This window comes from Microbacterium sp. Leaf203, assembly GCF_001421275.1.
In the GTDB taxonomy this organism is placed as follows: Bacteria; Actinomycetota; Actinomycetes; order Actinomycetales; family Microbacteriaceae; genus Microbacterium; species Microbacterium testaceum_A.
Window position 1 is genome coordinate 14001 of the sequence record NZ_LMKF01000030.1, and the last position, 21563, is coordinate 35563.

General features: G+C 72.3%; 24 protein-coding genes. 12 read left to right on the top strand and 12 right to left on the bottom strand.

Features of this window, described 5'->3' with window-relative positions; all coding sequences use genetic code 11:
- Window positions 1-32: 32 nt before the first annotated feature.
- Window positions 33-1160 carry an HNH endonuclease signature motif containing protein gene (locus ASE56_RS12350; RefSeq protein ID WP_162234513.1) on the top strand — a complete coding sequence of 376 codons (1128 nt, stop codon included), beginning with the start codon at window positions 33-35 and terminating at the stop codon, window positions 1158-1160.
- A gap of 93 nt (window positions 1161-1253) precedes the next feature.
- A complete protein-coding gene (locus ASE56_RS12355) occupies window positions 1254-2225 on the top strand; it encodes an NAD-dependent epimerase/dehydratase family protein (RefSeq protein ID WP_056230200.1) in 972 nt (323 codons plus the stop codon).
- Here ASE56_RS12355 and ASE56_RS12360 read toward each other — a convergent pair.
- The 5 genes from ASE56_RS12360 to ASE56_RS12380 form a co-directional block, all read right to left on the bottom strand.
- The gene (locus tag ASE56_RS12360; RefSeq protein ID WP_056230202.1) at window positions 2222-2788 is read right to left on the bottom strand and encodes a ribonuclease H; all 567 of its coding nucleotides are present in this window, start codon (window positions 2786-2788) and stop codon (window positions 2222-2224) included. The two genes, ASE56_RS12355 and ASE56_RS12360, sit on opposite strands and share 4 nt — an antisense overlap.
- A 90-nt stretch (window positions 2789-2878) precedes the next feature.
- Window positions 2879-3940, bottom strand: coding sequence for a phosphogluconate dehydrogenase (NAD(+)-dependent, decarboxylating) (gene gnd / locus ASE56_RS12365; protein ID WP_056230205.1), 1062 nt, complete (start codon window positions 3938-3940; stop codon window positions 2879-2881).
- Between the two features lie 86 nt (window positions 3941-4026).
- The gene (locus ASE56_RS12370; protein WP_056230208.1) at window positions 4027-4530 is read right to left on the bottom strand and encodes a bifunctional nuclease family protein; all 504 of its coding nucleotides are present in this window, start codon (window positions 4528-4530) and stop codon (window positions 4027-4029) included.
- A gap of 37 nt (window positions 4531-4567) precedes the next feature.
- On the bottom strand, window positions 4568-5188 hold the full coding sequence (locus ASE56_RS12375) for a response regulator transcription factor (protein ID WP_056230210.1): 621 nt from the start codon (window positions 5186-5188) through the stop codon (window positions 4568-4570).
- Entirely contained in the window at window positions 5185-6348 is a 1164-nt protein-coding gene (locus tag ASE56_RS12380; protein ID WP_056230213.1) for a sensor histidine kinase, read from the bottom strand. The genes ASE56_RS12375 and ASE56_RS12380 overlap by 4 nt, the downstream gene beginning before the upstream one ends.
- Window positions 6349-6494: 146 nt before the next feature.
- Here ASE56_RS12380 and ASE56_RS12385 point away from each other — a divergent pair, with 146 nt between their 5' ends.
- Together ASE56_RS12385 and ASE56_RS12390 are read left to right on the top strand one after the other, a co-directional pair.
- Window positions 6495-7556 carry an ABC transporter permease gene (locus ASE56_RS12385; protein WP_056230215.1) on the top strand — a complete coding sequence of 354 codons (1062 nt, stop codon included), beginning with the start codon at window positions 6495-6497 and terminating at the stop codon, window positions 7554-7556.
- Window positions 7553-8248, top strand: coding sequence for an ABC transporter ATP-binding protein (locus tag ASE56_RS12390; protein ID WP_056230218.1), 696 nt, complete (start codon window positions 7553-7555; stop codon window positions 8246-8248). The genes ASE56_RS12385 and ASE56_RS12390 overlap by 4 nt, the downstream gene beginning before the upstream one ends.
- On the opposite strand, the gene ASE56_RS12395 is transcribed toward ASE56_RS12390, so the two are convergent.
- Window positions 8229-8591 carry a hypothetical protein gene (locus ASE56_RS12395; protein ID WP_056230221.1) on the bottom strand — a complete coding sequence of 121 codons (363 nt, stop codon included), beginning with the start codon at window positions 8589-8591 and terminating at the stop codon, window positions 8229-8231. The genes ASE56_RS12390 and ASE56_RS12395 overlap by 20 nt on opposite strands.
- Window positions 8592-8821: 230 nt before the next feature.
- Here ASE56_RS12395 and ASE56_RS12400 point away from each other — a divergent pair, with 230 nt between their 5' ends.
- Both ASE56_RS12400 and ASE56_RS16630 read left to right on the top strand, forming a co-directional pair.
- The gene (locus ASE56_RS12400; protein ID WP_056230224.1) at window positions 8822-9103 is read left to right on the top strand and encodes a metal-sensitive transcriptional regulator; all 282 of its coding nucleotides are present in this window, start codon (window positions 8822-8824) and stop codon (window positions 9101-9103) included.
- A 9-nt stretch (window positions 9104-9112) separates the two neighbouring features.
- Entirely contained in the window at window positions 9113-9454 is a 342-nt protein-coding gene (locus ASE56_RS16630; RefSeq protein ID WP_074695596.1) for a heavy-metal-associated domain-containing protein, read from the top strand.
- Window positions 9455-9495: 41 nt separating this feature from the next.
- On the opposite strand, the gene ASE56_RS12410 is transcribed toward ASE56_RS16630, so the two are convergent.
- Complete coding sequence (locus tag ASE56_RS12410; protein ID WP_056230227.1) at window positions 9496-9789, bottom strand: hypothetical protein; 294 nt, start codon at window positions 9787-9789, stop codon at window positions 9496-9498.
- A gap of 100 nt (window positions 9790-9889) precedes the next feature.
- Window positions 9890-10435 carry a PadR family transcriptional regulator gene (locus ASE56_RS12415; protein WP_056230229.1) on the bottom strand — a complete coding sequence of 182 codons (546 nt, stop codon included), beginning with the start codon at window positions 10433-10435 and terminating at the stop codon, window positions 9890-9892.
- Window positions 10436-10566: 131 nt separating this feature from the next.
- Here ASE56_RS12415 and ASE56_RS12420 point away from each other — a divergent pair, with 131 nt between their 5' ends.
- From ASE56_RS12420 to cydC, 4 genes are read left to right on the top strand one after another with little or no spacing between them, the layout of a single operon-like run.
- On the top strand, window positions 10567-12006 hold the full coding sequence (locus ASE56_RS12420; RefSeq protein WP_056230233.1) for a cytochrome ubiquinol oxidase subunit I: 1440 nt from the start codon (window positions 10567-10569) through the stop codon (window positions 12004-12006).
- Between the two features lie 9 nt (window positions 12007-12015).
- Window positions 12016-13047: a cytochrome d ubiquinol oxidase subunit II gene (gene cydB, locus ASE56_RS12425; protein WP_056230237.1), complete on the top strand. Its 1032-nt coding sequence runs from the start codon at window positions 12016-12018 to the stop codon at window positions 13045-13047.
- Window positions 13048-13054: 7 nt separating this feature from the next.
- Window positions 13055-14764, top strand: a complete 1710-nt coding sequence (gene cydD, locus ASE56_RS12430; protein ID WP_056230240.1) for a thiol reductant ABC exporter subunit CydD — start codon at window positions 13055-13057, stop codon at window positions 14762-14764.
- A complete protein-coding gene (gene cydC, locus ASE56_RS12435; protein ID WP_268768231.1) occupies window positions 14761-16446 on the top strand; it encodes a thiol reductant ABC exporter subunit CydC in 1686 nt (561 codons plus the stop codon). Before cydD ends, cydC begins: the two co-directional genes overlap by 4 nt.
- Window position 16447: 1 nt before the next feature.
- On the opposite strand, the gene ASE56_RS12440 is transcribed toward cydC, so the two are convergent.
- From ASE56_RS12440 to modA, 3 genes are read right to left on the bottom strand one after another with little or no spacing between them, the layout of a single operon-like run.
- Complete coding sequence (locus tag ASE56_RS12440; RefSeq protein WP_056230406.1) at window positions 16448-17491, bottom strand: sulfate/molybdate ABC transporter ATP-binding protein; 1044 nt, start codon at window positions 17489-17491, stop codon at window positions 16448-16450.
- Window positions 17488-18267, bottom strand: a complete 780-nt coding sequence (gene modB, locus ASE56_RS12445; RefSeq protein WP_056230243.1) for a molybdate ABC transporter permease subunit — start codon at window positions 18265-18267, stop codon at window positions 17488-17490. Before modB ends, ASE56_RS12440 begins: the two co-directional genes overlap by 4 nt.
- The gene (gene modA / locus ASE56_RS12450; protein ID WP_056230246.1) at window positions 18264-19022 is read right to left on the bottom strand and encodes a molybdate ABC transporter substrate-binding protein; all 759 of its coding nucleotides are present in this window, start codon (window positions 19020-19022) and stop codon (window positions 18264-18266) included. The genes modB and modA overlap by 4 nt, the downstream gene beginning before the upstream one ends.
- Window positions 19023-19274: 252 nt before the next feature.
- On the opposite strand from modA, the gene ASE56_RS12455 reads away from it, so the two are divergent.
- Window positions 19275-20120, top strand: a complete 846-nt coding sequence (locus ASE56_RS12455) for a helix-turn-helix transcriptional regulator (protein ID WP_056230250.1) — start codon at window positions 19275-19277, stop codon at window positions 20118-20120.
- Window positions 20121-20210: 90 nt separating this feature from the next.
- Window positions 20211-21122: an SDR family oxidoreductase gene (locus ASE56_RS12460; RefSeq protein ID WP_056230409.1), complete on the top strand. Its 912-nt coding sequence runs from the start codon at window positions 20211-20213 to the stop codon at window positions 21120-21122.
- 25 nt (window positions 21123-21147) lie between these two features.
- Here the strand turns inward: ASE56_RS12460 and ASE56_RS12465 are convergent, their stop codons facing one another.
- Entirely contained in the window at window positions 21148-21543 is a 396-nt protein-coding gene (locus ASE56_RS12465; RefSeq protein WP_056230254.1) for a molybdopterin-binding protein, read from the bottom strand.
- Window positions 21544-21563 lie beyond the last annotated feature (20 nt).

Here is a 21563-nt window from a genome sequence, read left to right on the forward strand (position 1 = left end):
CAATGGTCGGAGGTTGGTGGAAGCATGTCGACATGAGCCACCCCGCCGCTTCTCCGCACGAGGCGGACGACGCGGTGCTCGACGACGTGGTCACCTCTCTCGTGCAGATCGAGGCGGCGATCTCCGCGCTCGAGGCGGAGCGGTTCCGACAGCTGGCGCGCGCTCATGCCGTCGCTGCGGGGCGAAGCGTTCACCGACCCCGCTCCGTTCAGGAGCGCGAGATCGCCCTACGGTCGATCGCGGCCGAAGTGGGCGTCGCGCTGCGGTGGCACGATCGCACGGCGCAGCGGCGCATCACCGAGGCCGGCGCACTGGTCGAGGACTTCCCCGCGACGGTGACCGCGCTCGACGAGGCGAAGATCACGGCGCGGCACGCCGAGGTGATCCGCGAGGTCGGGGAGCCCCTGCTCGAACCGGAGAGCCGCCAGGAGTTCGAGCGCCGCGTCCTGACCCGCGCCGAGCGCGACACGGTCGCCGGCACTCGCGCCTTCGCCCAGGCTGTCGCCCAAGAGCTGGAACCTCGCTCGATCACGGAGCGTCATGACGACGAGGTGGACAGACGCCGCGTCTGGGTCGACGACGACATCGGTCGACCGGCCATCGACCCGACGCACGCGCACCCCCCGGGAGGCTTGGGGGCGATCCGGGCGGAGGTTTCGGTGGTCATCCCGGTCTTGACCGCCGTCGGCGCCAGCGAGCGCGGCGCGATGCTCGACGGGTGCGCCCCCGTCGACGCCGATACGGCGCGCCACCTCTTCGCCGAAGCACCGGGGTGGGAGCGCCTGCTCACCGACCCGGTCACGGGCGTGGTCCTCGGGGTCGACCGTTACCGTCCGACTCCGGCGATGCGTCGCTTCGTGCGCCTCCGCGACGTGCACTGCCGCTTTCCCGGGTGCCGTCAGCCCGCCCGCCGCTGTGAGATCGACCACAATCTCGCCCACGCGACGGGCGGCCCGACGACGCTGTGCAACCTCGCGTGCCTGTGCAAGCGTCACCACGTCCTCAAGACCGAGACGCCCTGGACGGCCGCCCAGCAATCCGGCGGCAGCATCGTGTGGACGAGCCCGCTCGGGCGCCGCACCACCGACCCACCCGAACGTCGGGTCGCCTTCGCGCCCGACCCCGATCCTCACCCCGACCCCGATCCGCCGCCGTTCTGAGCACGTTCGCGCCCTCCGCCAGCCATCGCCGCTCCCTCCGCCGAGCGCGAACACCCTCGCCCCGCCCCCGCTTCGGGTGATTGGCTGACCCGCATGAGACGCATCCTCATCCTCGGCGGGACCGCGTGGCTCGGACGCGCCATCGCGACGCACGCCGTGGCGCAGGGCGCCGAGGTCACGTGCCTCGCCCGCGGCGAATCCGGCGACGCGGCGCACGGCGCCCGGCTGATCCGCGCCGACCGGGCAGCGCCCGGCGCCTACGACGAAGTCCGACACGAGTGGGACCAGGTCGTCGAGCTCTCGTGGGACCCGGGGCTCGTGGCATCCGCCCTCGATGCCCTCGCCGACCGGGCGGCGCACTGGACGCTCGTCTCGAGCGTCTCGGTGTATTCCCGCTCCGACATGCCGTTCGCCGACGAGACGGCGGAACTCGTGGAGCCGACCGATCTCGGACAGTACGCGGATGCCAAGGTGCACGCCGAACGGATCACCTCGGCCCGGCGCGGCGACCAGGCGCTCCTGGCGCGGGCCGGGCTCATCGTGGGGCCGGGCGACCCCACCGATCGCTTCGGCTACTGGCCCGCCCGCTACGCCCGCGGCGGGCGGGTCCTCGCGCCCGAGGCGACCGGTCGCCACGTCCAGGCGATCGACGTGGACGACCTCGCCGCGTGGATCGACCTCGCCGGCCGCACGGGCATCACGGGTCCGGTCAACGCGGTCGGCGAGGAGCTCCCCCTCTCCGCGGTGCTCGCGGCGGCCCGCGACGCGGCCGCTCACGACGCACCCGAAACGGCGACCGAGACCGTCACCCTCGACGACGACACCCTCACCGCGCGGGGCGTCGCCTTCTGGGCCGGGCCGCGTTCGCTCCCCCTGTGGCTACCCGAGAGTGCGGGAGGCTTCGCGCGCCGCACTGACGCCGCTTTCGTGGCATCCGGAGGGCGTCGCCGCTCTCTCGCCGAGACGATGCGCCGCACGCTCGACGACGAGCGCGAACGCGGACTGGACCGCCCCCGCCGAGCGGGACTCACCCCCGCCGAAGAGGCGGAGGTCCTCAGCGCCTAGCGGCCGTTGCGGTCGGCCGCGGAACGGGGAGGCGCCGACGACACCTCGAGCTTGTCGAGGCCGCGCAGCGAGGTCCAGATGAGCTCCTCACCCTTGGCGGCGTGCTGCGAAGCCCGCACCGCCCGTTCGTCGGCCCACGAGTTGAGCACGTGGCCCGAGTGCCCGCGCACGTGCTCGAGCACGACGTCGGGGAGCCCGGCGGCCCGCCGAGCGTCGCGCGCCGCGATCAGCGCTTCGAGGATCCCCTGGTTGGCGACCGGCTTCTTCGCGCTCGTGACCCAGCCGCGACGGCGGTGGCCGTCCATCCACGTCGAGTACGTGTCGATCGCGTACTTCGAGTCGGCCTGCACGACGAGCTCGCGCACGTCGGCGTGATCGGTGATGGCGTACAACAGGCCGAGCAGCTCGCCGATGTTGTTGGTGCCCTCGGGGATCGACCCGGCCGCCCAGTGTCCGTCTTCGCCGACCCAGGCCCAGCCGGCGGGGCCGGGGTTGCCCTTGCACGCGCCGTCTGTGGCGACGACGTAGCGGTCGGAGGACGCGGGCGATTCGGTACTGCTCATCCCTCTAGTCTCCCCCGGAGCGCCGCACGCGAACGACGACGCCCCCGCCGACGGTGCGAATCACCGGCGGCGAGGGCGGGGTCGACGACGTCAGTTGCGGCCGCTCTCGGCCTTCTTCTGACCGGCCTCGAGCACGTCACCCGCGGGCAATTCCTGGTGCCCGCCGAACTGCAGACGCATCGCCGAGAGCACCTGGTTGGCGAAGTGGTCCTCGCCGCGCGAGGCGAAGCGCTCGAACAACGACGCCGCCAGCACGGGCACGGGCACGCCCGTGTCGACGGCGGCCTTGACCGTCCAACGCCCCTCACCCGAGTCCGACACGCGACCGGCGAGACCGTCGAGCGTCGGATTCTTCGCGAGGGCGGCGGCGGTGAGGTCGAGCAGCCACGACGAGATGACCGAGCCGCGGCGCCAGAGCTCCGTGACCCGGGCGGTGTCGATGTCGAACTGGTAGAACTCCGGCTCTTCGAGCGGCGCGACCTCGGCGGAGTGCTCGCCCTGGTGCAGCCCCGCGTCGGCGTTGTTCAGCACGTTGAGGCCCTCGGCGAGGGCGGCCATGATGCCGTACTCGATGCCGTTGTGGACCATCTTCACGAAGTGACCGCTGCCGGAGGGGCCGCAGTGCAGGTAGCCGCGCTCCTCGGTCGTGTAGTCGCCGGTGCGCCCGGGCGTGCGCTCGACCTCTCCCGGTCCGGGCGCGATCGTGCGCAGGACGGGCTCGAGGTGCGCGACGGCCTCGTCGTGGCCGCCGACCATCAGGCAGTACCCGCGCTCGAGACCGAACACGCCACCGCTGGTGCCCACGTCGACGTAGTGGATGCCGCTGTCGTCGAGCTTCTTCGCCCGGCGCACGTCGTCGCGGTAATTCGAGTTGCCGCCGTCGATGATGATGTCGCCCGGCTCGAGCACCTCGGCGACCTCGTCGACGACCTTTCCGGTGAGACCGGCGGGGATCATGAGCCAGACGGCGCGGGGCTTCTGCAGCTTCGATGCGAGGTCCGCGATGCTCGTCGCCCCGGTCGCCCCCTCCGCGACCAGGGAGGCCACGGCATCCTGGTTCACGTCGAACACGACGCAGTCGTGACCGTCTCTCATGAGTCTGCGGACGATGTTGGCGCCCATTCGTCCGAGTCCGACCATGGCGAGTTGCATTGGTTCCCCGTTCGTCGTGGATCACGGACCGCGGCACGCGGCCCTTCCGCGAGTCTAGGAGCGTGCGGGGGCACCCGGGATCGGTGCTAGCCCTGGAAATCGTCGGGATCGACGTGGTCGAGGAACCTCCGGAATTCCTCCACGCGATCCTCGTCGGCCCCGTCCCCGTCGAGCTCGACGGCGTCGTCGGGTACTCCGGCCTCGTCGAAGACGGCGTCGGCCACGAGGATCAGCGCATCGGCGCGGGCGGCGAGGGCGATGGCATCCGAGGGGCGGGAGTCGAAGGTGCGGGGCCCGACCGGGGTGTTCAGCAACACGCGCGCGTGGAAGGTCCCCTCGTCGAGGTGGGTGATCTCCACCCGGTCGACCGACGCGGACAGCTCGCCGAGCATCGCGGTCATGAGATCGTGCGCGAGGGGGCGCGGCGATCCCGTGCCCTCGATCGCCACGAGGATCGACATCGCCTCCTGCGGTCCGATCCACACGGGCAGCACGCGATCGCGTCCTCGAGCCGCGTCGATCGGTTTGAGCAGGATGACGTGCTGCTGGGCGGGGTCGAGGGCGACCCCGACGACGCGCACCCTGATCATGGGGCCATCGTAAAGGCCCGCGCACCCGCGTGGAGGATCAGCGCAGGATGCCGAGGGCTCGAGCCGCCGAGACGGCGGCGGTGCGAGAAGAGACGCCGAGTTTCGAGAACACGTGCGCGAGGTGCGACTTCACCGTCGCGTCGGTGATGTGCAGGCGCGCGGCCACCTCGGCGTTCGAGGCGCCTCGCGCGACGAGACGCACCACCTCGATCTCGCGCACCGACAGGGTCACCCGCGGCTCGCGCAGACGGGCGAGGAGGCGCCCCGCGATCGCCGGGGCCAGAGCGCTCTGCCCGGCCGCAGCGGCACGGACGCCGGCGAGGAGCTCGTGCGGCGGGGCGTCCTTGAGCAGGTACCCGCTGGCTCCCGCCTCGACGGCGCCGAGGATGTCGCCGTCGGTGTCGTAGTTCGTCAGCACGAGCACGTACGGTGGCGCGGCGAGCACGCGCACCCGTCGGGTGGCCTCGGCTCCCGCCGCCCGTTCGCCGAACTGCAGGTCCATCAGCACGAGCTCCGGCGCGAGCGACGCGGCGAGGGCGACGGCCTCGTCGGGGGTGGCCGCCTCGCCCACCACCTCGATGTCGGCTTCGGCATCGAGCAGGGCGCGCACACCCGCCCGCACCACCGGGTGGTCGTCGGCGATCACGACGCGGATCATGCCGCCCCTCCCGGAAGGACGACGGTGATGGTCGATCCCGCGTCGGGCGCGCTGTCCACGTCGAGCACGCCGTCGAGCTGATCGACGCGCTCGCGCATGGCGCGCAGCCCGAAGGAGTCCGTTCCGAATGCCGCCTGCTCGGCGCCGCTCGCGTCGAACCCGATGCCGTCGTCGGTCACGGTCAACCGCGCACCCCCCGCCTGCGGGACGAGTCGGATGCGCACGCTCCGCGCCCGCGCGTGCTGGGCGATGTTCGCGAGGGCCCCCTGGGCGATGCGGAGCAGAGCGGTCTGCGCGTCCATGGGCAGCGAGACCGCGGCATCCACTTCCACCTCCACGTCGACGCCCTCGCGGGCGCCCCACCCGGCGGCGAGACGCTCGAGGGCCGAGCCCAGGCCGCGATCGAGGCTCGGCGGAGCGAGCTCGCGAATGAACCGACGCGTCTCGGCGAGACCGTCGGCGGCCGTCTGGCGCGCGAGGCGCACGTGCGCGATCCCGGGGCCGTCGGCGTCGGCCCGCTCCGCCGCGTGCAACAGCATCTGGATGCTCGACAGCCCCTGGGCGACGGTGTCGTGCAGTTCGCGGGCGAGTCGCGCGCGTTCGGCGAGCGTCCCCTGCTCGCGCTCGGCGGCGGCGAGCCGACCGCGCGTGGCGATCAGTTCGGACATGAGCGCCTCGCGCTCCGCGGCCCGCCTCTCCAGAGCCCCGTAGCCCAGGCCGATCAACAGCGCCACCCCCGCCCCGACGACCGGACCGACGACCCCGCCGACGGTGAGCCCCCCGTGCACGGCGAAAGCGGCGATCGTGAGGGCCGTGGTGCCGACGACGGCGAGCGGTCCGGCCGCCCCCGGCAGGACGTGCAGGTACAGGAAGAACAGGGGGAACACGAGGTACGCCGCTTCGGGCACGAGCCACACCAGCGCCGCCCACACCACCGTGAGCGCCACCACCCACACGACGCTGCGCCGCGAGCGCCCCGAACGCGCGACCCAGAGCCCCGCGAGGTACACGACCCCCAGCACGCCGGCGAGCACGAGGGCGAGCAGCGATCCGTTCGTCAGCAGGACGCGCGCGACGACGAGGGCGAGCAGGCCCCCGAAGAGGGCGTGCAGGCCCACGCGCAGCCCCGTGAAGACGGGGGCGAGGGGTCGATGGCTCATGTCACGCTCCAGGCTACGGATGCCCGGACCCCGGCGGATCATCCGAAAGGTGGAGAGAGAGTTCGCCCACCCCGCCGATGCCCGCGAGCGCGCCCCTGGCGAGGCTGGAACGGTGCCGGCGAGAGTCGTCGGCGGAAGGAGACGACGTGTACGTCGCATGGCGCGATCTGCGGTTCGCCCGCGGGCGATTCGCCCTCATCGGGGCGGTCGTCGCCCTCATCACCCTGCTCGTCGGCTTCCTCTCGGGGCTGACGGGCGGCCTCGCCGCTCAGAACGTCTCCGGCGTGCTCGCCCTCCCCGGGGACCGGCTGGTGCTGCACCCGGTCGACGGCGCGAGCGCGACCTTCGCGGACTCGACCATCGAGGCCGACACCGTCGCCGCCTGGCGCGCGGCGCCCGGAGTCGACACGGTCACCCCCGTCGGCATCACGCAGACGCGGGCCGAGGGTCCCGGCGCCTCGACCGCTGTCGCCCTCTTCGGGCTCGACGCGGGTACGGCCTTCGCCGCCCCGCGCCGCGACGACGAGGTCGACCTGTCGGCGGGCGCCGCGAAGGCGCTCGGGGCGGCGGTCGGCGACGACGTGTCGATCGCGGGCTCGTCGTACCGCGTGGCCGCGATCGGAGGTGACGAGTGGTACAGCCACACGCCCGTCGTCGCGCTCAGCACGGCGGCCTGGACGACCCTCGCCCAGCGTCTGGGTGGGACGGGGCAGCCGACGGTGCTCGCCGTCACCGGCTCCCCCGCGTGGGATTCCGTGGCCGCCGACACCGGCACCACGGCATCCACTCCTCTGGCGAGTCTCACGGCTCTGTCGACGTTCCGGTCCGAGATCGGTTCGCTCGCGCTGATGATCGCGATGCTCTTCGGCGTCTCGGCCCTCGTGGTCGGAGCCTTCTTCACCGTCTGGACGATGCAGCGCTCGGCCGACATCGCCGTCCTCAAGGCCCTCGGGGCGAGCACCCCCGCCCTCGTGCGCGACGCCCTCGGCCAGGCGTCGGTGGTCCTCATCCTCGGGGTCGGTGTCGGGATCGGTCTGACCGCCCTGCTCGGGGCCGTCGCCGGCGGCACCCTGCCCTTCGTCCTGAGTCCGCTGACGACCCTCGCGCCCGCGGCGGTCATGATCGCGCTCGGCCTTCTCGGCGCGGCCGTCTCTCTGCGCACCGTCACCTCGTCCGACCCTCTCACCGCCCTCGGGAGCACCCGATGATCCTTCTCGACGACGTCACCCTCACCTACCCCGACGGAGACGCCCGCGTCACCGCCGTCGACCGCGTCACGCTGGAGGGACGGCCGGGGATCGTCACCGGCATCACCGGTCCCTCGGGATCGGGCAAGTCCAGCCTGTTGGCCCTCGCCGCCACCCTGATCCGTCCCGACTCCGGACGGGTGATCGTCGCGGGAACGGATGCCACCCGGCTCAGCGCCTCGGGAGCGACGGCGCTGCGACGCGATCGCATCGGGATCGTGTTCCAGCAGCCCCAGCTGCTTCCCGCCCTCACCGCCCGTGAGCAGGTGCGGGTGATGGCGGAGCTCGGGGGCTCCGGTCGGCGCGAGCGACGCTCTCTCGTGCGCTCGCGGGTCGACGAGCTGCTGGACGCGGTCGGGCTCGGCGCCGTCGCGGACCGTCGTCCCGCACATCTGTCAGGTGGTCAGCGCCAACGCGTGGCGATCGCCCGCGCCCTCGCGCACGAGCCGCGGGTGCTGCTGGTGGACGAGCCGACGAGCGCCCTCGACAGCGCCCGGGGCACCGAGATCATGGCGTTGCTGTCGCGGCTGACGCGCGAGCGCGAGACGGCGACCCTTCTGGTGACGCACGATCTGGTACACGCCCATGCCCTCGACGAGATGGTCGAGGTCGTCGACGGGCGGGCGGCCCTCGTCACCAGCCGTACGCGTTGAACCACTCGCGACGGCGATCGGCTTCGGAGCGCGATTCGTCGCCGCGCCACGAATCGTGTGGCTCCAGGAGGCCCTCGCCGTCGCGGCTCACGAACGCCCAACAGACGGGGCACAGCGCGCGGCCGCCGGGGAACCCGTCGTCGAGGACCGGGGCGGGTTCGGCGGGGGTCCCGGCCGCGGCGCACTCCGGCGGGTCCGCCTGCAGGTCGTTCCACAGCAGGCGTCCGCCGGTGCGGTGGTGAAGGCCGCGGTGGCCGTCCTCACGGGTGCAGATCTCGCCGTTTCTTCGGCTGAGGCACAGCCTCCGGGCGGCGCCCGGAAGCGCTGCCAGTGTTCGCGTCATCCTTCGATTCTCGCCGTTGCGAGCGCAGCGGGGGCAGGTGCGGGATGCGCACGGGGCGATGGGGGCCGGTGGGGAAGGGATCGGCGGTCATCGCTGACCACCACCGGTGCGACGAGAGAACATGTCGACCTCCTGATGGTTCGACCATCCGCCCGCGAGCCGAGGATTCCGAGGGGGTTGACAGGACCGGGGACGGTGCTATGCATACCCCACGGGGGTATCATCGGGGTATGCACGGATACGAGGGCCACAAGGACGACCTCCTCAAGCGCCTGCGACGGGCCGAGGGCCAGGTGCGCGGCATCGCGCGCATGGTCGACGACGACCAGTACTGCATCGACATCCTCACCCAGGTCTCGGCGGTGACGAAGGCGCTCGAGAACGTCGCCCTCTCCCTGCTCGACGATCACCTGTCCCACTGCGTCGCCGAAGCCGCCGCGCAGGGCGGCCCCGTCGCGGAAGAGAAGCTCAAAGAAGCCAACCAGGCCATCGCCCGGCTGGTCCGCTCGTAAGGAGAACCCATGACCGAACAGCGCATCGACCTCGGCCTCACCTCGCCCCGCTCCTCCGGCGGCGGCTGCGGCGACGGATGCGGGTGCGGCCACGGGGCCGCGGCATCCCCCGCCTCCCCCTCCCGCGCGGACGCGGGGGCCTCGACGGTCCTCCGCGTCGAGGGGATGACCTGCGACCACTGCGTGCGCGCGGTGACCGAAGAGCTCAATGCCCTCGACGGCGTGGAGGTCGTCGACATCGACCTGCGCGCGGATGACGCGTCGCTCGTACGCATCACCTCGACGGGCGCGGCCGACCAGGCCGCCCTGAGCGCCGCGATCGACGAAGCGGGCTACACGCTGGTCCGCTGACCGAGGACCCACCGACGACCGGCGTCACCACGCAGGCGGGCTCAGAGGACGCGACGCACCAGGGCGTCGACCGCCGCGTGGAAGGTCATGTGCTGCGACACCTCGACGGCGCGGTCGTAGCGCGGGCCGCCGAGCGCCACGAAGACGGCACCGACGACCTCGACGTACCCGACGATGTACCCCTCGCGGGCGACCTCGTACAGGTCGAGGTCGATGCGCGTCCACGGGATCTCGGTGAGAGCGGGAGGGGCCGCGAGCGGTGTCGCCCCGGCTTTCGCCGCCGCACGGGCGGCCTTCGACGATCCCGGTCGACTGAGGGGTGCTTCCATGACCATGCGAGAACTCCTTGAGTCGTACCGGGGTGTTCTCACAGTGCGCTGTCGCCCCCTGATCCGCGCCGCCCTTGACGTAATGGCGAAACGGCGATACGCCGGGTCAGACGGCGCTACGCGCGGGTCGCCCGCGGCGCGGACGGTCCTCGGACAGGTCGAAGGACTCCGCTCCGGCGGCGAGCTCCTCGACCTCGTCGAGCCAGCGCAGGTCCGCCTCGAGCCTCTCGCGGCGCGCCGCGCGCACGATCGCCGCGGGCACGGCATCCGGCAGCTCCTCGTCGACCTCGGCGAGCGCCGCGCGGGTCGCGTCGCGTTGCACCGACAGGATGCCGGGGACGTCGGCCCCGGGGAGCGTCACCGCCAGCGCGAGCTTGAGGGCGACGTCGTCGCGACCCTCGACCAGCGAGGCACCGGACAACCAGGCTCGCGCCTCGGCGCGGCCGTCGTCCGTCAGGTCCCAGAGCACGCGCGCCTCGTCGTCGATGCCGGCGCCCTGGACGAGGCCGTCGCGCTCGAGGCGTTCGAGGGTGGTGTACACCTGCCCGACGTTGACCCGTGCCCCCGTGCGCCGTTCGTACTCGGCGCGCAGCTGCGAGCCGTAACAGGCGCCGCGATCGAGGATCGCGAGCAGGCTCAGACGAACGGACACGACGCCTCCTGGCGGGTCTGAAATGACTTGCCGAGTATATCGTTCGACGCCGAGGGATCCCCCGACGCGCCGCGGAGCCCCGGCGTAGCATGTGGTCTGACCACACAATCCGGTTCGATCGGAGGCTCCTGATGGAGTGGCTCGACCCCCTCGCCCTCGCCCGCTGGCAGTTCGGGTTGACGACGCTGTACCACTTCCTCTTCGTGCCCCTGACCCTGGGAATGTCGCTCGCCGTGGCGATCTTCCAGACGGTCTGGTACCGCACGGGAGACGTGCGGTGGCTGCACATCACGCGCTTCTTCGGGAAGATCTTCCTGATCAACTTCGCGATGGGCGTGGTCACCGGCATCGTCCAGGAGTTCCAGTTCGGCATGAACTGGTCGGCCTATTCCCGCTTCGTCGGCGACGTCTTCGGCGCCCCGCTCGCCTTCGAGGGCCTGCTCGCCTTCTTCCTCGAGGCGACCTTCATCGGCCTCTGGATCTTCGGGTGGGACAAGCTCCCCCGCCTCGCCCACCTCGCGAGCATCTGGATGGCGTCGATCGGCGCCACCCTGTCGGCGTACTTCATCATCGCCGCCAACGCCTTCATGCAGAACCCGGTCGGGTACCAGATGTCGGCGGACGGCCACCGCGCCGAGCTCGTCGACTTCTGGGCGATGCTCACCAACCCCGTCGCCCTCGCGGCCTTCCCCCACACGATCTTCGCGGGCTGGATGTTCGCGGCCATGGTCATCGTCGCGGTCTCGGCCTGGCACATGGCACGCGGGCGCAACACCGAGATGATGCGCAAGACGCTCCGCTTCGGACTGTGGTCGACGGTGGTGTCGTTCGTCCTCGTCGCTATCGTCGGCGACCAGCTGAGCCTCGTGATGGTCGCGACCCAGCCGATGAAGATGGCGGCGGCCGAAGCGACCTTCAACACCGTCTGCGGGCAGGATGCCTCGTTCTCGATCTTCACGCTCGGCACGCCGGACGGAACGAGCGAACTGTTCAGCATCCGCGTGCCGTTCCTGCTCAGCATCCTGTCGACGCACTCGCTCGACGGTTGCGTCGAGGGCATCAACGACCTCAACACCCTCTACAGCCAGCAGATGTTCCCCCAGTTCGCCGACCAGGTCGACGGCAACTTCGCCCCCGTGCTGTGGGTCACCTACTGGGCGTTCCGCTGGATGATCGCCCTCGGCGGCATCGCGGCGCTCGTCAGCGTCGTCGGCCTGTGGGTCACCCGCAAGAAGGCCAAGCGCCCCGTCGCCGGCTGGATGTGGCGCGTCGCGATCTGGGCCGCTCCCCTGCCGATGCTCGCGAGCCTCGTCGGGTGGGTGTTCACCGAGATGGGCCGTCAGCCCTGGATCGTGTTCGGCCTGATGCTCACGCAGGACGGCGTCTCGCCGAGCGTGCCCGGCTGGAGCGTGCTGATCTCGCTCGTCGCCTTCACCCTCGTCTACCTCACCCTCGCAATCGTCGAGTTCGGTCTCATCGTGAAGTTCGCGCAGAAGGGCCCCGAGCCGCTGCCCGACCCCGATGCCGAACACGACGACTCGGTCGAGAACACCCCGACCACGGTCTACTAGGAGCCCCTCATGGACCTCGCATACCTCTGGTTCTGGATCGTCGCCTTCCTCTTCGTGGGCTACTTCGTGCTCGACGGCTTCGACTTCGGCGTCGGCATGTCGATCCCGTTCCTCGGCAAGGACGACATCGCCCGCCGGCAGATCATCAACACCATCGGCCCCGTCTGGGACCTCAACGAGACCTGGGTGATCGTCGCCGGCGCCGCCCTGTTCGCCTCGTTCCCCGAGTGGTACGCGACCCTGTTCAGCGGGTTCTACCTGCCGCTGCTCGCGATCCTCATCGCCCTGATCGCCCGCGGCGTCTCGTTCGAGTACCGCCACCAGCGCGACTCGCTGAAGTGGAAGCGCGCGTTCGACCGCATGATCTTCTTCGGCTCGGCCGCCCCGGCGTTCCTGTGGGGCGTCGCCTTCGCCAACATCGTGCAGGGGGTCCCCCTCGACGCCGGCCACGAGTACGTCGGCACCGTGCTGACGCTGCTCAACCCCTACGGCATCCTGGGCGGGCTCACGACCCTCACCCTGTTCTTCGTGCACGGGGTGTACTTCGTGGCCCTCAAGACCGACGGCCAGGTGCGCGCCGACGCCCGCTCGCTCGCGAAGAAGGCGGGAGTGCTGACCATCGCGCTGGCCGCCCTGTTCCTCGGCTGGACGATCGTGAACGCCGCGAATGCGGAGGCGCCCCTGCTACTCGGTGTCGTCGCCCTGGCCGGTGTCGCCGCCCTGACCCTCATCGGGTCGTGGATCGCGAACCTCCGTGATCGCGAAGGCACCGCCTTCACCCTCGGCGCCGTGACGATCGTCGCCGCCGTCGCCGCCCTGTTCTTCGCCCTCTTCCCGAACGTCATGCCCTCGACGCTCGCCGCGGGCTCGAGCCTCACGATCGACAACGCCTCGAGCACCGACTACACGCTCACGATCATGAGCTGGGCGGCGCTGATCTTCCTGCCGCTGATCCTGGCGTACCAGGGCTGGACGTACTGGGTGTTCCGCAAGCGCGTCACCCGCGCCCGCATCGAGAAGGCCGCGCTCGTCGCCCACTGAGACCGTCATGAAACCCGTCGACCCACGGCTGCTCCGTTACGCCACCGCCTCCCGCGGCTTCTTCGCGGTGACCGCGGCGATCGTCCTCGCCCAGACGGGCACGATCATCGGATTCGCCTGGGCGCTCACCAGCGCCCTGGTCGGCGTCATCGCGGGCCGACCGGTCGGCGAGCTGTGGGGGTTCGTCGGGGTCGCGGCATCCCTCGTCCTGCTCCGCGGGCTCCTCGGGGCGGCCTCGGAGCGCGTGTCGGCCCGGGGGGCGGCCGCGGCGTCGCTGCAGCTGCGGGCGGCCGTGATCGGCGCGGTCGGACGCCTCGGCCCCGCCTGGCTCGCTCGCCGCAATGCCGCCTCGCTCGCGGTCACGGCGGGCCACGGTCTCGAGGCGCTCGACGCCTACTTCGGCCGGTACCTGCCGCAGCTGGTCGCCACCGCCATCACGATGCCGATCCTCATCGGGGCGATCACGCTCGCCGACCCGCTGTCGGGCCTGATCGTTGTGCTCACGATCCCCCTGATCCCCCTGTTCATGGTGCTGATCGGCTGGGCGACCCGCGGCGTGCAGCAGAAGCAGTACCGCACCCTCGGCCGCCTGGCCGCGCGCTTCGCCGACACCGTCGAAGGCCTCGGCACCCTCAAGGCCTTCGGTCGGCAGCATCGCGCGGCGGACTCGATCGAGACGATCACGCGCGACTACAAGCGCGAGACGATGACGGTGCTGCGCGTGTCGTTCCTGTCGGGGTTCGCACTGGAGTTCCTGGCCTCGATCTCGGTCGCGATCGTGGCGGTCACCATCGGCTTCCGCCTGCTCTCGGGCGATCTGAGCCTGCTCGTCGGTCTGTTCGTGCTGCTGCTCGCCCCCGAGGCGTACCTGCCCCTGCGCCAGGTGGGCGTGCAGTTCCACGCCGCGTCCGAGGGGGTCGCGGCGACCGACGAGATCTTCGACACGCTCGACGCCGCGCGCTCCGCTCGAGAAGAGCGGGGTCCGGATGCCATGACCTCGACGCTCGGATCGACGGTGACGCTCGAGGGGGTCCGGGTGCACCGCGAGGGACACGCGCTGCCCCGCGTATCGCTGTCGGTCGGGCCCGGGAGGGTTGTGCTCGTGACCGGCCCGAGCGGCGTCGGGAAGTCGTCGCTGATCGCCGCTCTCCTCGGGTACGCCGCGCACGACGGCCAGGTGCGCGTCGACGGCGTCTCCGTCTCGCACGCCCGCGACGCGGTCGCCTGGGCGGGCCAGCGGCCGGGGCTGGCATCGGGCACGGTCGCCGAGAACGTGTCGCTCGGGTCACCCCTCGACTCCGGGTGCATCTCCGCCGCCCTGGCCGACGCGGGCGCATCCGACATCGGCCCCGGGATGGTGCTCGGTGCGGGAGGAGCGGGCCTCTCGGGCGGCCAGGCGCAACGCGTCGCCGTCGCGCGGGCCCTGTACCGCGCGCGAATCGGCGCGGTGCCGGTGCTCGTGCTCGACGAGCCCTCCAGCGCCCTGGATGCCGACACCGAGGCCCACCTGTGGAAGACCCTCCGCCGCGAGGCCGACGCCGGCCGCGGCGTGCTCCTCGTCTCGCACCGACGCTCCGCCCGCGCGATCGCCGACGAGGTGGTCGAGCTCACGCCCCCGTCCCTTTCGTGTGAGGGGTCGGAATCTGTCGCTTCAACGGGGTCCCAGGCGACAGATTCTGACCCCTCGCGCGCACGCGGACGGCAGGTGCGGTCGTGAACGCGCGTGTCCGCGGCATCCTGCGCTCGGCGATGCCCTCGCGGCGACGCTTCGCGCCCGCGGTGCTGTCGGGTTTCGGCACCGCGGCGAGCTCGATCGCACTCCTCGCGGCGAGCGCGTGGCTCATCGCGCGGGCCGCCGAACAGCCCCTCGTGATGTACCTGTCGATGGCGGTGGTCGGGGTCCGCGCGTTCGCCCTGTCGCGGGGAGTGTTCCGCTACCTCGAGCGCCTCACCGGACACGACGCGGCCCTGGAACAGCTCGCGGGAGTTCGCGCCGATCTCGTGCGCGACCTCGTCCCCCTCGCTCCCGACGGACTCGCGCGCTCGCGGCGCGGGGGGCTGCTCTCGAGCGTCGTCGACGACGTCGACGAACTGCAGAACCTCCCCCTGCGCGTGATGCTCCCCCTCGCGGTCGCCGTCCTCACCTCGCTCGCCGCCGTGGTGTTCACCGCGATCGTCTCGTGGCCCGCGGCCGTCGTGCTGTTCGTCTGCCTGGCGGTCGCGTTCGCCGTCGCGGTCGTCGTGGGCGGGGCCACCGGCGCGCGCGCTGAGCGCTCGATCGCCCCCCTCCGCGCCGCCGTCGCCGACGCGGTGCACGACCTGCTCGCGAACCTCGACGTGCTGACGGCGTACGGAGCGCTGGATGCCGCGACCGAGCGCGTCCGCCGTGCCGATGCCGCTCTGCGCCGAGCCGTCGTCCGACGCGGCGGAGCCCAAGGGCTCACCTCGGGGGCCGTCTCGGTGCTCGCCGGGGTCGCCTCGCTCGCCGCCCTGCTCGTCGCCGCCCCGTCGCTCGCCGGTGGATCCCTGTCGGGCCCGGGGCTCGCCGTCGTCGTGCTCGTGCCGATGGCCGTGTTCGAGGTGTTCGGGCCGGTGCCCCTCGCCCTGGCCTCCTGGCGCCAGGTGCGCTCCGCGGCGGAACGTATCGCCGACGCCGTGCCCGAAGCCGTCCCCGACGGACTCCCCCGCGACGAGCACGCCGCAACCGGTGCGGCACCGATCCTCGGCGCGGGCCTCGAACTGACCGGCGTCCGCGCGCACTGGCCGGCACGCAGCGACCTCGACCCCGACGCCGGCCGCCTCGACGACATCGCCCTGCGCTTGGGGCCGGGCGAGCGCGTCCTCATCACGGGTCCGAGCGGAGCGGGCAAGACCACGCTGGCGCACGTGCTCACGCGCTTCCTCGACTACGAGGGCTCGTACCGGGTCGGCGGCATCGAAGCCCGCGACATCTCGGGCGACGATCTGCGCCGCACCGTCGGGATCATCGAGCAGTCGCCGTACCTGTTCGACGAGTCCGTGCGCCAGAACCTCCTCTTCGCGCGCGAGGGCGCCACCGACGACGAACTGTGGACGGTGCTCGAGCGCGTCGGCCTCGATCTCTGGGTCCGCGAGCGCGGCGGCCTCGACGCCCGAGTCGGCGACCGGGGTGGGCTGGTGTCCGGCGGGCAGGCTCAGCGTCTCGCGCTCGCGCGGGCGGTGCTGCGCGACTTCCCGGTGCTCGTGCTCGACGAGCCCACCGCGGGCGTCGATCCCGCGGCATCCGACGCTCTGCTCGTCGACCTGCTCGGTGCGATCGGACGGGACCGGGCCGTCGTGCTGGTCTCGCACGTCGATGTGCCGGAGGGGCTGGTCGACCGCGAGGTGCGGCTCGAGAACGGGCGCGTGGCGGCGGCCTGAGTCAGCGTGACGCGACGAAGCGGACGCGCTCCGGCGGCACGCTCCACAGCACCGTGTCGCCGGGCCGGATGGATGCCGCCTCGATCGGCGCCACCTCGGCGGAACCCTCGTCGGTGACGACGCGCACGCCCGTCGGCGTGGGCTCCACGGAGACCACGCGGACCGGAGTCCCCTCTCCGAGTCGCGCGTCGGTCGCACGGTAGACCGCCGCGAGAGCGGCACCGTCGGTCGCGGCGAGCGCACGAGACGCCGGATCCGCCGACGCGAGCCGGAGCGCGCCCCGCACGAACGCCCCGCCGCGGGCCTCGCCGACGAGCCGCTCCAGACCGGCGATCCGCGCCGCGACGTCGGTGAGCGGTGCCGATAGCACCTCGCGAACGGGCCCCTCCTGCGTCACCCGCCCGCGCTCCACGATCACGAGGCGGTCGGCCAGGGCGGCCGCATCGATCGCGTCGTGGGTGACGGCGACGGTCGTCACGCCCGCGAGCCGCTCCCGCAGCATCGCGCGGATCTCCGAGGCCGTGAGCGCATCGAGCGCGACGAGGGGTTCGTCGAGCAGGACGACCCGCGGCTCGGCCGCCAGAGCCCGGGCGACCGCGACGCGCTGCTGCTCGCCGCCCGACAACTGTGCGGGGCGCCGATCGCCCGTGCCCGGCAATCCGACGCGGGCCAGCCACTCCTCGGCGGCGTCGCGGGCGACGGATGCCGGCACCCCGGCCGCCCGCGGACCGAAGGCGACGTTCTCGCGCACGGTGAGGTGCGGAAAGAGGCGCGCCTCCTGCCCGAGCAGCACGATCCCCCGGTGCATCGGGGCGGTCCGCGTGCGCGGCGGGCGGTCGAGGACCCGCCCGTCGACCGAGATCTCCCCCTCGTCGAGCGGCGTGAGCCCGGCGAGCGCGGCGAGCAGCGTCGATTTTCCCGCGCCGCTCCGGCCCATCACGGCGACGGTCTCGCCCGGGGCGACGTCGAGCGTGGCGTCGACGACGAAGTCACGGCGGCGCACGCGGATGCGGGCGCGGAGCTCAGCGGCATCCGGAATCGTCATCTGCCCACCCCCGGTCGCCACCCGCGCACGAGCAGCAGCACGGCGACGGCGGTGATCAGCAGCAGCAGCGACAGAGCGACCGCGGTGCCCTGGGACACTCCCGCTCCGTTGAACGCGGTGTAGATCGCCAGCGGCATCGTCTGCGTGACACCGGGGCGGTTGCCCGCGAACAGCGCGGTCGCCCCGAACTCCCCGATCGCTCGAGCGAAGCACAGCACCACCCCGGCGACGATGCCGGGAGCGGCCAACGGCAGGGTGACGCGCCGGAGGATCGTCGCGCGCGACGCCCCGAGCGAGGCGGCGGCGCGTTCGAATTCGACCCCCGTGCTGCGCAGCGCCCCCTCGACCGCGAGGACGAGGAACGGAAGGGCGACGAACACCTGGGCCAGCACGACAGCGGTGGTGGTGAACGGCAGGGCGAGGAAGCCGAACCAGCCGTTGCGCCCGAACAGATACAGCAGGGCGACGCCGCCGACCATCGGGGGCAGCACGAGCGGCACGGTGACGACCGCGCGCAGCAGAGCCGCCGTCCGCGCGGGACTGCGGGCGATGAGAAGGGCGAGAGGGATGCCGACCACCGCGCACACCGCGGTGGCCGCGGCCCCCGTTCCCAGCGACAACGCCAGGGCCGAGAGGGCGGCCTCCGACGTCACGTCGCTCCAGAGCGTCGCCCACTCCACCCGCGCGATGAGGGCGGTGAGCGGAACCAGCAGGAACAGCAGGCCGAGCACCGCCGGCACGATCAGCCAGCGGGGGATGTATCCCGCCGCTCTCACGGCGCGCGGAAGCCCGCGTCGGCGAGCACGCGTTGCCCGTCCTGCCCGAGCACGAACGCCACGAATGCGGCCGCGGCCTCGGGGTTCGGGGCACCGGTCAGGGCGGCGATCGGATACCGGTTGACGACGGCGTCGGCACCGGCCGGCACGATCGTCTCGACGTCGTCGCGACCGTTGACGTCGGTGGCGTAGACGAGACCCGCGTCGGCCTCGGAGGCGGCGACCTTGGTGAGCACGGCGGTGACGTTCTGCTCGGAGCTGGCGGGCGTGACGGCGACGCCGGCGTCCGACAGAAGGGTCTGCGACGCCGCGCCGCACGGGACCTCGGGGGCGCACAGCACCGTCGTGACCCGGGCCAGGTCCGCGAGGGTGGCCACGGCGCCGGGATTGCCCTTCGGCACGGCGATCACGAGGGTGTTGCCGGCAAACAGCTGGGGGTCGGGTGCCTGCTCCTTCACCTTCGCCATGTTCTTCTCATCGGCCGAGGCGAACACGTCGGCCGGCGCGCCCTCGCCGATCTGCGTCGCGAGGGTGCTCGATCCGTCGTACACCGCGCTCACCGTGACCCCGGGATGGGCGGCCTCGAACGCTGTGGCGATCTCGTCAAACGACCGCTGCAGCGAGGCGGCGGCGTACACCTCCACCGTTCCCGAGAGGGAGTCCTCGGATGCCGCGGGCGCGGGCGCGGAGCTCGCGCAGCCGGCGAGCAGGGCCGCGGCGGCGGCGATGACGACAAGACGGAGGGGGCGGCTCATGACGGTCCTTTCGGCGACGCCGGCGGCTCGCTGTTGCTTCAGTATTCCGCATCTGCGGATTGCGAAGGTCATATCATCCGCGAAACTCGCGAAAAAGTCATCGCGCTGACATCTCCACCGCGCAATGACACTTACGCGTCAGCGACATGCTCTCTCGCACGGCTCGCACCGCGAGCACCGCTCAGAGGTGGACCGGCGAGTCCTGGCATCACGGCCGTCGACGCGATAGGAACGGGAGATGCGAGGAACACCGTGAGCGATCTGCCGAGCCTCGGCGATTTCCTTCAGCGCCGCCGCGAGGCCCTTCAACCCGAGGACGTCGGGCTCGCGCGCGGCGTGAGGCGGCGGACGGCGGGGCTCCGACGCGAGGAGGTAGCCCTACTCAGCCACATGTCGACGGACTACTACGCACGCCTCGAACGGGGCACCGGCCCGACGCCCTCCGAGCAGATGCTGACCTCGCTCGCGCAGGGACTGCACCTGAGCCTCGCCGAGCGCGACCACCTCTTCCGGCTCGCGGGGCACCAACCGCCGTCGCGACATTCGGGGGCCGAGCACGTCAGCCCCGGAATGCTACGCGTGCTCGACCGTCTCGACGACACCCCCGCCGAGATCGTCACGGAGCTGGGTGAAACGCTGCGCCAGAGCCGCCTCGGCATCGCCCTGCTCGGCGACGCGTCGCTGCGCTCGGGGCCGGCGCGGAGCGTCGGCTACCGCTGGTTCACCGATGCGGCCGCGCGCGCCGCCTACCCGCCGGCCGAGATCGCGTCCCTCTCGCGGCTCTACGCGGCGGGCCTGCGCGAGCTCGTCGCCGCTCGCGGTCCGCACTCGCGCGCGGCGGAGCTCGCCGACGATCTGCGGGTGCGCAGCACCGAGTTCGCCTCCCTGTGGGACGCCCACGAGGTCGGCGCCCGCCCGCCGGACGTGAAGAGGTTCCACCACCCCGAGGTGGGGCACCTGGATCTCTCGTGCCAGACCCTGCTCGACCCCGACCACTCGCACCGTCTGCTCGTCTACACCGCTCAACCCGGGAGCGAGAGCGCCGAGAAGCTGCGCCTGCTCGCCGTCATCGGTTCTTCCTCGGTCACCCCGCGCTGAGGGGTGGATCGCCGATCAGCGGCTGAGCGGGCACTGGTCCGGTCGATGAGGGCGCGGGAGCATCGGACCACCGACGTGAAAGGACCGACCATGTCCCCCACCCCCTCCCCCCTCCGCGGCCGCCTCGCGGTCGTCACCGGCGCCAGCGACGGCATCGGCACCGTGATCGCCACCCGTCTCGCCGCCCTCGGCGCCGACCTCGTCCTCCCCGTCCGCTCTTCCGAGAAGGGACGCCGCGCGCTCGAGACCCTCCGCCGGGAGGTTCCGGATGCCGTGGCATCCACCCGCGCCCTGGATCTGGCGAGCCTGGACTCCGTTCACGCCCTCGTCGACGGGCTCCGCTCCGAGGGCCGGCCCGTGCACCTCCTGGTCAACAACGCCGGCGTGATGACCCCGCCGCAGCGCAAGGAGACCGCGGACGGCTTCGAGCTGCAGTGGGGGACGAACCACCTCGGCCATGCGGCCCTCACGCTGGGCTTGCTGCCGCTCCTGCGGGAAGGCCGAGCGCGCGTCGTGCACCAGACGAGCATCGCCGCCCGTCGCGGCAGATTCGACGAGGCCGCCATCGACGCTCCGACCTATAACGCGATGGCGTCGTACGTGCAGTCCAAGATCGCCATCGGCCTCTTCGCCGACGAGCTGCAGCGACGCAGTCGCACCGAGGGGTGGAATCTCTCCAGCGCCCTCGCGCACCCCGGCGTCTCGCCCACCAACCTGCTGGCGGCGCAGCCCGGCGCGGGCCGTGAGCGCGAACTCGGCGTCCGTCGAGTCATCCGCGTGCTCTCGCGTCTGCACATCACCGGCTCCGTGGCATCCGCCGCCGAACCGGCCGTTCTCGCAGCGACCACGCCGTCCGCGGACGGCCTCTTCTTCGGTCCGTCGCGGCTCATCGGCGGCCCGGCGCGGCCCGCGGACCTGTGGGCGCCGTTCCGCGACGCGGGCGATGCCCGCCGCCTGTGGGAGCTCACCGTCGACGCGATCGGCCCGCGCTTCGACGGGTGAGCCGCCCGCGAGGCGATCCGGCGTGTCAGCCGCGCGGGGCCTCCACGGTGACGACCGTCGCCTTCACCGACGCGACGGCCAGCGACCCCGGCTCGAGAGCAAGCTCTTCGGCGGCCTCGGCCGACATGAGCGACACCACCCGGTGGGGTCCGCACTGCAGGTCGACCTGGGCCATGACCCCGTCGATCTGCACGCGGGTGACGATCCCCACGAAGCGGTTGCGGGCGCTCGAGGCGATCGCGGTCGGGTCATTGGGCTCGGCCGCGAGCGCCACCGCCCGCGCGGCCAGCGCCGCCCCGGGGATCTCCGTCGGCGACGCCCCGGTCGTCGGCAGCGCACCCTGGTCGATCCACCGGCGAACGGTGTCGTCGCTGACTCCGAGCAGACGCGCAGCCTGCGCGATCCGGAAGGTGTTCGGCATCCCCCGACCGTACCCCTCCC